This window comes from Pseudomonas sp. AF32, assembly GCF_022342325.2.
GTDB classification, from domain to species: Bacteria; Pseudomonadota; Gammaproteobacteria; order Pseudomonadales; family Pseudomonadaceae; genus Aquipseudomonas; species Aquipseudomonas uvaldensis.
Genome location: NZ_RQJK02000008.1, coordinates 69,938 through 82,347, shown reverse-complemented (window position 1 = coordinate 82,347; position 12,410 = coordinate 69,938). Strand labels below are relative to the sequence as shown.

Sequence of the window (12,410 nt, the reverse complement as noted above, 5' to 3'; positions counted from 1 at the left end):
ATCAAGGGTGGTAAATGTCATCGCGGGTCCATGGCAAGTCATGACTGCCGTCCGCATGAGCCTTCACCGCCAGGATCTGGTGCAGATTGATCCAGCCCTTGGCGAACGCATAGGCGCATCCGGCCAGGTACAGACGCCAGATTCGCAGGGCCTGCTCCGGCACTTCCTTCGAAGCGGCCTCCAGATTATCTTCCAGCCGTTCGCTCCAGTGATCCAGTGTGCGTGCGTAATGCAGACGCAAACTTTCCACGTCGACAATTTCCAGGCCCGCTTCGCTGATATGGGCAGAGATCATCGCCAAGTGGGGCAGCTCGCCATTGGGAAAGACGTATTTCTCTATGAATTCACCCGCACCGCGACCAACCGGACGTCCATCGGTGTGCTTGGCCGTGATGCCATGGTTCATCACCAACCCACCCTCGCGGACGGCGCCGAACAGTGTTTTGCAATACTGCTCCAGGTTCGCGTGACCAACGTGCTCGAACATGCCGACGCTTACCACCTTGTCGAACCGTCCATCCTGGGGGAGATCCCGATAATCGAGCAACTGCAATTCCACCTGGCCTTCTAGGCCCTCGGACTTGACCCGCTCCCGGGCCAGCTCCAACTGCGCCTTGCTCAAGGTGATACCAAAGACCCGGGCACCGAACTCACGCGCCGCATAGCGCGCCAAGCCGCCCCACCCACAACCCACATCCAACAGGTAGTCGCCCGGCTGCAGACGCAGCTTGCGGCACAGGTGGCGGAATTTTGCCTGCTGGGCCTGTTCAAGGGTTTCGCTGCCCGTCTCGAAATAGGCGCAGGAATAAGCCATGTCGCTGTCGAGCCACAGCTGGTAGAACGCATTGGACAGGTCGTAATGGTAGGAGATGGCCTTGGCGTCGGTTTCCTTGTCGTGGAGCGAGCGCACCGGCAGGTCCTCGCTGTCTTCGTCCACAAGCGCCTGGCTCAGTTCGTCGCACACCCGGATCACTTCGTTGATCGAGCCCTCAAGCTCGAGCTTGCCCTCCACGAAAGCCGCTCCCAGTGCATCCAGGCTGGGGTGCGTGAATTGCGCGACCATCTGAGGGTCCTTGACCACGATCGTGACACTGGGGTCGGCGCCCAGCGAGAATTCGTGACCATCCCAGAGCCGGAGCCGAAGCGGCAGATGCAGATTCTGTAAGGCCGGTGGAAGTTGCGCGAGCATGAGATATCCCCCTTGTTTCAGACGTCTGAAATGAGGGTAGACCATTGTAGAAAAATAGCTGCCTATCGAATATATAGCCTTTTTCTATTACCTCCCGAAACCGCTCCTGCGCCGGGGACTGCCCTGGTGCGCACCCTCTTCCACCCTTGATTGCATGTCGGTCGCGCAGTTCTACTCGCCTGCCTCCGGTGAAATTTTCGATAGAGGTTCATGGAACCGCAGTAAGCGCCCGGCATTACCTAACACTAGCAGAGTGCTCAGGTTATGCAGCAACGCCGCGACCATTGCCCCTGCCGCGCCGAGCCAACCAAAGGCCGCGAAGGCAACAATGGCCATCGTCCAGCCCAGGCCGATGATCACGTTGACCTGCAGGGTACGGCGACATTGGCGGCTGAGTCGCACGCAGGTACCGAGCCGCCTCAAGTCGCTGCCAATCAGCACCACATCGGCGGACGCCAGCGCAATGTCCGCACCGCCCGCCCCCATGGCGATCCCGACCACTCCGGCTTTGAGCGCCAGGGAGTCGTTGATGCCGTCACCCACGACCATGGGACGGAAACCGTGATCGATCTCCGCCATGACCCGTTTGAGCTTGTCTTCCGGCAACGCTTGGGCCTGTACATCGCTAATGTCGATATCCCGCGCCAGGGCATTCGCCACACTCTCGCGGTCACCGGTCAACAGCAACTGGCGCCCCAGGCCCAGCGCCCGTAATTCGCCCAGGGCCATTTGCGCTTCCGGCTTGACGCTGTCGGCCAGCAACAGCCAGGCGAGGAACTTCCCATCCAGAGCCAGGCCGGCAATCGGGCCATCATGGTTGGGGATTGGCGAGGTCGTGATTCCCAGCCGCTCGAACAGTTCCGGTCGGCCCAGTGCCGCCTCGCCTTGCGAGGTCATCGCGACCACACCCAAACCTTGCCGTTCTTGAATGTGTGTCAGCGAAGGCCGTTTCTCCTGTTCCACCAGTCCCGCTAATGCACGGCTGACCGGGTGGCTGCTGGCCGAACCAAGGCTGGCAGCCAACGGCAGCAAAAAGGCTGGATCCTCGTCGCCTTCGATGGATTTGAGGCGCAAGGCACCGAAGGTCAGTGTGCCGGTCTTGTCCACGACGAGTGACGTCAGGTCCGCCAGTTCCTCCAGAAAAGCCGAGCTGCGGATGAGGATGCCATGACGCGCCGCCACCGCTATGCCCGCGATCGCTGTCGCCGGTGCCGACAGCACCAGCGCGCATGGACACGCGGCTACCAGCACGGCCAGCATCGCCTGGGCATCATTGGTAATGAACCAGGTCACCGCAGCCAGCATCAGCACCAGCACCAGATAGCTGCCGGCATAACGCTCCAGCAAACGGGTAATGGGGGGCTTGGAACGTTCCGCGTTCTGCATCAGGGCAATGACCTTGCCCAGCGTCGAGTCGTTGCCGGTACGCGTCACTTCAAGGCGCAGCAACCCATCGAGATTGATCGCGCCACCATAGATTTCCGTGCCCACCACCGCCTCCAGCGGGACCGATTCACCAGTAATGGGAGCGGTGTCCAGGCTCGCCTGGCCGGATACCACGCGTCCGTCCGCAGGCACCCGGTCTCCCGCCCGGACCTCCACCAGATCGCCCGGCAGGAGCGTCGCGTTATCGACATCGACGATCGAACCGTCCGCCAGCACCTTGCGGCCCTGGCTACGAGTCAATTGACCAAGGGCGTGAATCGCTTCCTGGGAGCCGATGACACTGCGTTCTTCCAGCACATGACCGAATATCATGATGATTGGCAACAGCGCGGCGGTCATCAGGTCGCCGGTGGCCCACGCTCCCAGCATGGCCAAGGCGATGAGTTGATCGGTGATTCCATGCAGACTCGGATAGCGCAGGCTGTACCAGGCTGAACGCATCACTGGCACGGCCACCAACAACGAGGCGACTCCCAACAGCAACTGGCTGACGCCTGTCTGCTCCGGTGACCATCCTCGCCACACCAGGCCCAACGCGAGCAAGCCCAAGGCGACCATGGCCAGGGTCAGTTGCCGCGCAGCGGTACGTTGCTCGGCACGAGACAGCATCGGAGCGGCGGCGGTATGTGGGGTCATTGTTCAGCTCCCTGAATGATCAGGCGGGAATCGTCTTTAGGATCGACCGTCGTCACTGAACCGGCCTGACGGAGAATGGCGGGCACACGCTCGCGATAGAGGCGCAGCAACATCTGCGGATCACTGCCCTGAGCGTTTGCCAGACTGAGCACCGTCGCGGTATCGGCCGAGGCTTTGGCGAGCCGCTCACTGGCTTGGGCATGGGCGACCTGCAGGAACCGATCAGCCTCCTGTCGTGCCGTCTGGGTCAGCTTCTCGGCTTCGGTTCGTGCATTCGCGACTGCCTTATCGGCCTGTTGACTGGCGGTGAGCACCGCATTGAACGCGCTCACTGCAGGGCCCGGCAGGCTCGACTGAACGTCGGCCCGCACCACTTCGATCCCCAGCCCCTGCCCCGTGGAGGCCAGCTCGGCCAGACGATGGTTGACGCTTTGAACCAGATCGCCCCGCAGGCGTTCGCGGCGCTCGGCGGCCTGACTGTCATTGCCGATCAACTCCGGACGAGCCACCAGAATAGTGTCCAGATCCCGAGCGGCGGCCAATGCCAAGGCGCTACGGGTGACCAAACGGTCCAGGGCCGGCAACACATGCTCACCCTGTAACACGAAGGCATATGGCTCGGTGACCTTATAGAAAACGCGCACGTCCAGCTGCACTACCCCTGCGTCGCCCGTCAGCAAATAACCCGAACCGGCCAGCGCATCGCTGACCGGCGTGGCGAAGCTGGCGACCCGATCCGCCTGTAGCGCAGCGTCCGAGCGCAGCAAGGTTTCCACGCGCCTGTCCAGAACCCTATCCGCCGCCGGAAGCAGAACCACCTGTTCCACGGGACGAGGCCAGGCCATCAGGAGACCGGCGTTCTGAATCCGGTCCAGCGCGCCGAAGTGCAGCACCACGGCGCGGTCCTGGGGGTCAATCTGCCGCACGTTGGAGAAAACCCAAGTCACAGCGGCCAGGGCCGTTACTGCATAAAGCGCCAGAAAAGCCAAGCGTCCCGCCTGAATCCATGGGCTGGACAACTCGTTTGTTCCACGTGGAACGCTACTCATCGTTGTGTTCCACCCTTGGGTTCCATGACAGGCACGCCATCGACCAGCACTTTGAACGGGGCGGCGTCTGTACGCAGGATCAGCTTGGTGCTGGGACCGACAATGGTTCCCAAGGTGTCCAAGGAGCGCAGCACGTTGTAGAGCTGAGGCGAGCCGGCATAGGCCCGGCCATAAATTTGCGCCGCTTCAACCCGGGACTGCGCCTCGATATCAGCCGCCTTCACCGTAGCATCGGCCTGCACGATTCGCGCATCACGTTCGGCTGCGGAGCGAATCTGTGCGGCTTCGCGTTTGCCAATGGCCGTGCGCTCGGTAGCGATGGTTTCACGCTCGGCACGCATGCGGTCCACCGTGGCGGTCAACGTTACTGATGGCAAGGTCAATCGTTCGATGCCCACCTGCAGCACTCGCACGCCATAGGTGGTGAGCAGTTGTTGCTCGATCTGCTGACGCAATTGCGCCTCGAAATCGCCGATCCGCACTTGGCCGGCATCGGTGTTGACCAGGTTTGCCAGATCAAAACTGGCAGCGGTTGTCTCCAGGGCCGAACCGACGAAGGTGCGAATCTGCCGTGCAGCTTCGTCCGGCTGGTTCTGCACCGCCCGCATGAAGCGCTGTACGTTGTCCGGTTCGCTCTGAACCTGCCACGCTACATAGGCCTGTACGATGATGCGTAATCCATCGCGGGTCCCGACGTCCTGCAGACCGCTGGAGGTCGTGCGCAGCCGCAGATCCACCGGAATCGCTGCCTCGAACGGCGCCGGCCAACGCCAAGCCAGTCCCGGTTGCAGCAACACCCGCGCCGGATTACCAAAACGAGTGATGACGGTAGCTTCCCCCGAGCGCACCTGCACCAGGCTTGCCGCCGCAACCGCAAACGCCACCAGCAGCGCCGCCCAGCCCATCCGCCGCCAAGGGAATGGCCCGGCATGCTGCGGGTCGCCGTGATGGTGATGATGCCCGTGATGATGGCCGGCATGGCCGTGATCGTGACCGACGTGGTCGTGATGACCGTGAGAAGAAGGACTCAATGGGCAGCTCCTGGCTGGACAAGATTACGCGGCGAGGCAGGGTCCGCGGGTAGCGTAAAGGTTCGCAGATCAATGGTCGGCGCGTTTGAGCTGCCGCCCAGGCGATGGTCGAGTATCAACAGCCTGGCGTTGCCCAGCCCCTGGATCAGTTGGGTGAAGTACTGTTCCAGCACAAACGCGTGACCTGCGCTGACATAGGCTTTGCGTTCTGCCTCGAAGCGCAAGTCGCCGGTTTGGGCGGCGGCATTGATTTCATGGGCTTTGGCTTGAGCCTGGTCATACGCCATGGCGGCCTGCAATTGCGCCTGTTGGGTCTGCTCTGCCGCAGCGCCGCGCTCCCGGGCGATCAGCGCCTGGGCACTGATCTGGGCCGCCTGTACAGCGTGATAAGCATTGGCCGCACCTGCCGGTGGATGAATCGCTTCCACCACCGTGGCCAGGATTTCCACCCCGCTATCGAGCGCCTGTAAATCCGCTTGAACCGCACGGCCGATCTCATCGGCCAGGCTGATACGGTCAGCGCCCAGCAAACCGTCCAGCGTGCGCGAGGCAAACTCGTGCACCAGGATCCGGCTGGCGGTACTACGAATCAGCGCGGGCACATCGGTGCTGTGGTATGTCGCCGCCAGGGCCGCGGCGTCATCCAGGCCGATGCGGTAGATGAAGCGCACATCCATATTGACGATCTGAAAGCTCTGCTGGTCGGCGCGGCGGCTGGCAATCACCTGGGATTTATCGTTCACATGGCTGGCGTCCCACAGCCGGTTGGCAACCTCCGGGGCGGGCCCCTCCGCCGGTTCGGCTTGTACGAGCGTGCGTTCATTGCCCACGCTGGTAGCCAATTCGTGCACCACCCCATATTCGACATTCAGCACCCGACCCAACGGCCAGGGCAACCCGATATGCAGGCCCGGGCCGAAGACCTTCACCGGCTCCCCGAATCGCTCGTAGATACCGCGGCCCTGCATCGGTACTTCATGGACGCCGGTCAACAGCCAACCCACCAGCGAGACCAGTACCAGTACCGGGAAAAAGGCGCGACGCATGTAGCGCAAAGCCCAGGCCTGCCGCAGGTCGATGCCGAAACGGCTGTATAACTCACGCTGTAACGCCTGCAAGGGTCGCGGCGGCCAGCGCAGCAGGTCGGCGATGACACTGCGAGCCAGCAGGGTTGGCTCCAGCGAGTCCCGGCGTGGACTGAACAACGACAGCAAGGCCCTGAGTAGCAACTCGATCGCCACCACTCCCGGCAACACTCCTACCAATACCGCCATGCGAACCGGCCAAAGGGACGTTTGCGTGGCGAACAACAGGCACAGCGCACATAACACCAGGACGATGATTGCCAGCCGAGTCAGTTGCGCCAGCGGCGGTGCCTCAGGCCACTCAAGGATGGATTGCTGTCCCAACTGGCGTTCGAAAACCAGCAGACCGAACGCCAGCAATAAAGAAAATATCGCGCCGACGCTGGCTGAGACGCCTAGCGTCGCGGGCGGCAATTCCAGATTCCAGGCTTGCTCCAGAATCAACAGCACCAACGCAGCCCAACCAATCAGCCACAACGTGGGCGCGCCGATGTAACCCAGCAGGCGACCGCAACGGGTGCTGATACCTTCGAGCAACCGTTCATACCAGCCAGGATTTTCCACGGGCTCCGGTACAGCGGTCGGGCTATCTGCGACGGGCGATAAAACCCGGGTACGCCACTGCGTCACCCACCAGGCCGATTGCAAACCCGCCACCAGCACCAGCAAGGCCGCGCACTGGCTTACCAGCAATGCCGACCATAACGAGTGTGGTGCAAACAGTCCGATAAAAAATGCCAGCACCAGGCCCATGCCTGCCAGCACGCCCAGCACCAAGGCCATACTTTTCAAGCGCCGCCCTTGGAACTGCGCTCGCTGGAAGCGCGGTAATCCGTCCGCCCTCCCCCCTTCGTCACCTAAATCGATCTGCATATCACCCCAGCGTTCACGGGATCAAAATCGGGCCTGTGGGCAAAACCATGGCCGCTTCGTTATAGAACGTTACCCTATAACGGTTTCTGTGAAATTTCTGTTTTGTTTTCTTCATGACTGTTCGCCACGAACCTCTTTTGAAGCCTTGACCGTAATTGTCGAACACGCTCATATTACGAACGTAATTTTTATGACCGGGCAGGAGAGCAGAGATGAGCAATTATGACGTTGTCATTCTGGGCGGCGGGCCCGGCGGGTATAATGCGGCGATTCGGGCCGGCCAGCTGGGCTTGAGGGCCGCTTGCGTCGAGGGTCGGGCCACCCTGGGCGGCACCTGTCTGAATGTTGGCTGCATGCCATCCAAAGCCTTGCTTCACGCCTCGGAACTCTACGAAGCGGCCACGGGTCAGGAATTCGCCAAACTCGGCATCCAGGTCAGTCCGACCCTCGATCTTTCGCAAATGATGAAACAGAAAGACGAAAGCGTAGCCGGCCTCACCAAAGGCATCGAATTTCTGTTTCGCAAGAACAAAGTCGACTGGATCAAAGGCTGGGGCCATATCGACGGTCCGGGAAAAGTGACCGTCACCGGCAACGACGGCGGCAAAACCCAGCTGAGCGCCAAAGACATCATCATCGCGACCGGCTCCGAACCCATGCCCTTGCCGGGGGTGGAGATCGATAACCAGCGCATCCTCGACTCCACTGGCGCTCTCTCCCTGAGCGAAGTGCCGCGACATCTGGTGGTGATTGGCGCGGGCGTCATTGGTCTGGAGTTAGGCTCGGTCTGGCGGCGGCTGGGCGCCCAGGTAACGGTCGTCGAATACCTGGATCGCATTTGCCCTGGCACCGATGTCGAAGCCGCGAAAACCCTGCAGCGAGCCTTGGGCAAACAAGGCATCCAATTCAAGCTGGGTGCCAAGGTCACCCGCGCCGTCACTTCGACAAATGGCGTGCAATTGGAAGTCGAACCGGCAACCGGCGGCGAGAAGCAGATACTGGAGGCCGACTACGTGCTCGTCGCCATCGGCCGTCGGCCTTACACCCGTGGGTTGGGGCTGGAAAATGTCGGATTGAGTACCGATCAACGCGGCATGCTTGCCAACAAGCACCATCGCACCGAAGCGCCCGGCATCTGGGTGATCGGCGACGTGACGTCCGGCCCCATGCTGGCGCACAAGGCCGAAGACGAGGCCATGGCCTGCGTCGAACAGATCGTCGGCAAAGCCGGTGAGGTCAACTATGAGCTGATTCCCAGTGTCATCTACACCCGCCCGGAACTGGCCAGCGTTGGCAAGACAGAGGAACAGCTCAAGGCCCAAGGCCGCGCCTACAAGGTGGGTACATTTCCATTCACGGCCAACAGCCGGGCGAAAATCAATCATGAGACCGAAGGTTTCGCCAAGGTGCTGGCCGACGAGCAGACCGACCAGATTCTCGGCGTACACCTGGTGGGTCCCAGCGTCAGTGAGATGATTGGGGAATACTGCGTGGCCATGGAGTTCAGCGCCTCGGCCGAAGACATCGCCCTGACCTGTCACCCACACCCCACCCGCTCGGAGGCGTTACGCCAGGCGGCGATGAACGTGGAGGGAATGGCGACGCAGATGTAGCGGAGTTAACTCCCGGCAACACCTGCTCGCGATCGCTTTATCGCGAGCAGGTCCGCTTCCACAACCGGAATACTCACCTCGCGCTGGTTACACCGGGTTCTTGCGTCGGCGCCGACCGATCAGCCCCAGTGCTACCGCGATCACCAGCACCACACCGCCGGCCTGCAGCCAGAGCTTATAGGGCCGAAGTGTTGAACGAATCGACTCCAGGGCCTGGGTCGCGTAGCGTTTGTCCGCCTTGCGGAAATCCGGCTCCTGGCACTGATGACCGAAATCCCCGGCCCAGGTCACGTAAGGCCCTTCCTTCACATACCGCTGATACAACGCGCTCTGATCTTCCAGGCTGGAGTTGTACCCCACAGCCTTGCACAGCACCGCAGCAAACGCCTGGCTGGTATGGGGCAGGTTGTCCGCCGCCCGACTCGCCAACGCCGTGGCGACAAAACGGTAGTGATAGCGCATGTCTGGCTGGGCGGCGCTGGCTTGTTGGCGTTGCACCTCACCCTCGGCCACCAGCGGCCCGACCTTCAGCTCGACAGGCTCCAGACTGTAGCTGCCCCCCAAGGACGCATAGTCCGGGGCCATCTCGTAGCCGAGCAGTTCCATGCCCCATCGGCGCGCTATCCAGGAAGCATTGAAATAAGCCTCGGCCCGGCGAGTCGGCCACCACTTGGACTCGGCCTGCTGGAGCAACTGGCCGTAGGTCCGGGCCTTCTCCTGCAGATCGGTGTTATCGAAGTAGGCCGGTGCCTCGTCGTAGCGTCCTTCGCGCAGCAAGCGGCGACCCAACAGGTTGCGCAGACTCGCGGCCACCGGCAATGGCACGTAATTGTCACGGTCCTGCTGGCTCAACGGCGGCGGGGCCGGGACTTGCTGATCGACGTACTGTTTCAACTCATCCACCGTCAGCACCCGTTCGGCGACGGTAGCGGCGTCGTACCAGTAATTGCTCTGGCCACGATAAAGCTGATCGAAAGCTTGCAGATAGTCGCCCCGTTGCAGCGCCAGAATCGCACTCTCGCCCTCGATCCGGCACTTGGGCTGTATGACCTCGTAATCCCAATCCGCGTTGCGCCGACCGCCCCACGTTTCCTCTTGGGGAAAAGCCTGGGCCGCTTTGGCATAGGCCGCTGCCGCCGCCGCTTTATCAGCGTTGCGCAACGCCAGCTTGGCCCGTACCCACCACGCCAACCCAGTGTCGCCGGCCTTATCCACGAAAGCCTTGGCGCTGGCGTAATCGCCGTGCTGATAACTGACCGCCGCCAGCCGGTCGGCGTTGTCCAGGCTCCCACGGGTGCTGGCTTGCAGCCGTTGGACCAGGCGCTTTTCCCCTGACGGCTCCTCGCCATCCCACCAGCCGACCCGACTGAGCAGATAACCGGTCAGCAGTCGCTGCACTCCGGGGCTTTCAAGCAGCGAATCCAGGCGCTCGTCCGGCTGCGCCGCCAGATCGACCGCCAGGTACAACAACGAGCTGTAGCCGACCTGCGAACCTTGCAGGAGCTGGCTCGCGTACAACTCAATGGCACTGTCCCAGTCGTCGGAGGTATAGGCCACCCTGGCTTCTTCGCCAAGGCTGGCGATACCCAGTTCCAGAGGGTCGCTGAAGCCGCCGATACTCAGCTCGCGGGCCTGGCGAAACGCCGCCCTCGCCTGTTCGCGCAACGTCGCCGGCTCGCCGCGTCCCGCCTCGGTACTCATCGCGAACAACGACCGGCCCAAAGAATATGCGGCCCAGGTACTGCGCAGCGGGCGCTGGTCGGCCGGTAATGCCAGCAATTGCTGAAAGGCCTGCGCCGCCTGTTGATGGTCACCGAGATTGAACGCCGCCGCGCCGATGGCATACAGGCGCAGCTCGGCAGGCAGATTTGCGGCTTCGGCAGCGACCTGTTCGATATCGTTCAACGCCCGAACCCGTTCCACCACCGCTTGCTGCGGCGGAGTCAGGCCAATCCGTTCGGCCTGGTCGCGCTGAACGACGTAGGCAGGCTGATCGTCATAGTTGTAGTCCGGGTTGAGCGTCGCCTCGCTGGCCGGCTTGAGCCCGGCGATGGCCTTGCCGAGGCGACTGACCTCGAAGCGAAAGCTGCCTTCGGGCAATTCGCTCAGCGACTGGGCACGGTTGTCCAGCAGGCGCACGGGAAATTCCGGACCGCAGGCCAATGCTACGTTCAGCGGCAGGCTGAGGCTCAGGCCGAGCAGAAAACGAGGCCACTTAGGGGTAGACATTGAAAGTTCCTTGTTCAATTTTTGTACAGCGCGCCCAGCCAACAGGACGCTGGGCACCGGCGGCCAGGCGGCCTTCCTGAATGCGGGTGAAGGTAAGCAGTCCGGGAGATTGTTGCAACGTGTAACCAGCGAGGGCGTCGACACCATCACACCCATCGGCGGCCAGCGTCAGGCGCCGGGGCCAGGGGCTGTCGAGATTACCCCGGTTAACCAGGCGGATATCGGACAAACCGCCCTTCTCTTCGAGCTCCAGACCCAGGCGGCCTTCCAGTTTGTCTCCCCGGGCCACCGCACTCAGGGTTGTCAGGCTCCAGACACGCCGGTCGCCATTCAAGGGCAGGCGGAACCAGATCAAGCCGGCCAGGTGTTCCGGCGGATCGGCCCGCAGGCCGGCGGTCAGCCCGGCCACTTGTTGCGGGTCTGCCAGTAACTCCTTGCGCTCGCCGCCCTGGTCGATCGGCACCTCGCTTTCCACCACCGCCGCGCCATCCTCCTGGCTCAACAGCGCCACACCGTAGGCCGGCAAGGCCAGATAAAAAGGTCGCGTGGTCACACGGCTCCAGCGTTCGGCCCAACGCCGGGCCTGTTTCGGGTCGAACAGTCCCTGCCGCGGATCGCTGACGGCGTGAACTTGCAGCACGCTGCTGTCCACCGTTTCCAACAAGCCGGGCAACGCAGGGCTGTCGAGCCAGGCTGGTAGCGCGGTGATACTCAGCTTCAGGTCGGCCGGCAGGGTTTGCCGCAACCGGGCCAGGAATGTCCGGTAAGTCGGCAGTCGTGCGCTACCGGCGTCGTGATCGATCTCTACCCCGGTCGGCACCAGGCCTTGGGCCCGCCAGTCCTCCAGGACCTGCTGGATCTGCGCGACGATCTCGTCCTGATCCAATGTCCTGAGCTGGCCGTCCAACCGAATCACGGCAATCAGCGGTCGACCATCAGCCCTGAGCAACGCCGCATCGATCCGCGCCCGGCTCCAGCCCGCCTGTGGAAAAGCCTGCAGCGCCAGTATCCGCAGTCCGGAAAAATCCTCGCGACTCTGGCGCAGCGCCGGCCCGTGGGCCGGGATCCATTGGCGTTGCCAGATGTACAGCTGCTGATCGAGGGGGTGAGCCGGAGGTGGCTCGCAACCCGATAAAAGTAAAACGGCGAGCGCCAGCGACAGCCGGGATAAATAGGTCATGAGGATTCACTGCATTGCGCGTCGCATCGATACCAAGGGGGGAACCGTACCGGCACCCCGCGGCATTTTATGAGGAATC

At 62.3% G+C, this 12,410-nt stretch carries 8 protein-coding genes; 1 reads left to right on the top strand and 7 read right to left on the bottom strand.

Going from position 1 to position 12,410, the window contains the following annotated elements; genetic code table 11:
• Position 1: 1 nt before the first annotated feature.
• From cfaB to hflK (EGM97_RS09885), 5 genes are all read right to left on the bottom strand, one after another.
• Entirely contained in the window at positions 2-1,189 is a 1,188-nt protein-coding gene (cfaB, locus tag EGM97_RS09905; RefSeq protein ID WP_238964887.1) for a C17 cyclopropane fatty acid synthase CfaB, read from the bottom strand.
• 171 nt (positions 1,190-1,360) lie between these two features.
• Positions 1,361-3,271: a heavy metal translocating P-type ATPase gene (locus EGM97_RS09900; protein WP_238964888.1), complete on the bottom strand. Its 1,911-nt coding sequence runs from the start codon at positions 3,269-3,271 to the stop codon at positions 1,361-1,363.
• The gene (gene hflK / locus EGM97_RS09895) at positions 3,268-4,320 is read right to left on the bottom strand and encodes a protease modulator HflK (RefSeq protein ID WP_238964889.1); all 1,053 of its coding nucleotides are present in this window, start codon (positions 4,318-4,320) and stop codon (positions 3,268-3,270) included. The genes EGM97_RS09900 and hflK (EGM97_RS09895) overlap by 4 nt, the downstream gene beginning before the upstream one ends.
• Complete coding sequence (hflC, locus tag EGM97_RS09890; RefSeq protein WP_238964890.1) at positions 4,317-5,351, bottom strand: protease modulator HflC; 1,035 nt, start codon at positions 5,349-5,351, stop codon at positions 4,317-4,319. The genes hflK (EGM97_RS09895) and hflC overlap by 4 nt, the downstream gene beginning before the upstream one ends.
• Positions 5,348-7,309: a protease modulator HflK gene (gene hflK / locus EGM97_RS09885; protein ID WP_238964891.1), complete on the bottom strand. Its 1,962-nt coding sequence runs from the start codon at positions 7,307-7,309 to the stop codon at positions 5,348-5,350. Before hflK (EGM97_RS09885) ends, hflC begins: the two co-directional genes overlap by 4 nt.
• Before the next feature lie 212 nt (positions 7,310-7,521).
• Between hflK (EGM97_RS09885) and lpdA the strand changes: the two genes are divergently transcribed.
• Positions 7,522-8,922, top strand: a complete 1,401-nt coding sequence (gene lpdA / locus EGM97_RS09880) for a dihydrolipoyl dehydrogenase (protein ID WP_238964892.1) — start codon at positions 7,522-7,524, stop codon at positions 8,920-8,922.
• Positions 8,923-9,009: 87 nt separating this feature from the next.
• Here the strand turns inward: lpdA and EGM97_RS09875 are convergent, their stop codons facing one another.
• Positions 9,010-11,151 (bottom strand): hypothetical protein, encoded by a 2,142-nt coding sequence (locus EGM97_RS09875; protein ID WP_238964893.1) that lies wholly within the window; start codon positions 11,149-11,151, stop codon positions 9,010-9,012.
• The gene (locus EGM97_RS09870) at positions 11,138-12,331 is read right to left on the bottom strand and encodes a DUF3142 domain-containing protein (RefSeq protein WP_238964894.1); all 1,194 of its coding nucleotides are present in this window, start codon (positions 12,329-12,331) and stop codon (positions 11,138-11,140) included. The genes EGM97_RS09875 and EGM97_RS09870 overlap by 14 nt, the downstream gene beginning before the upstream one ends.
• Positions 12,332-12,410: the final 79 nt, after the last annotated feature.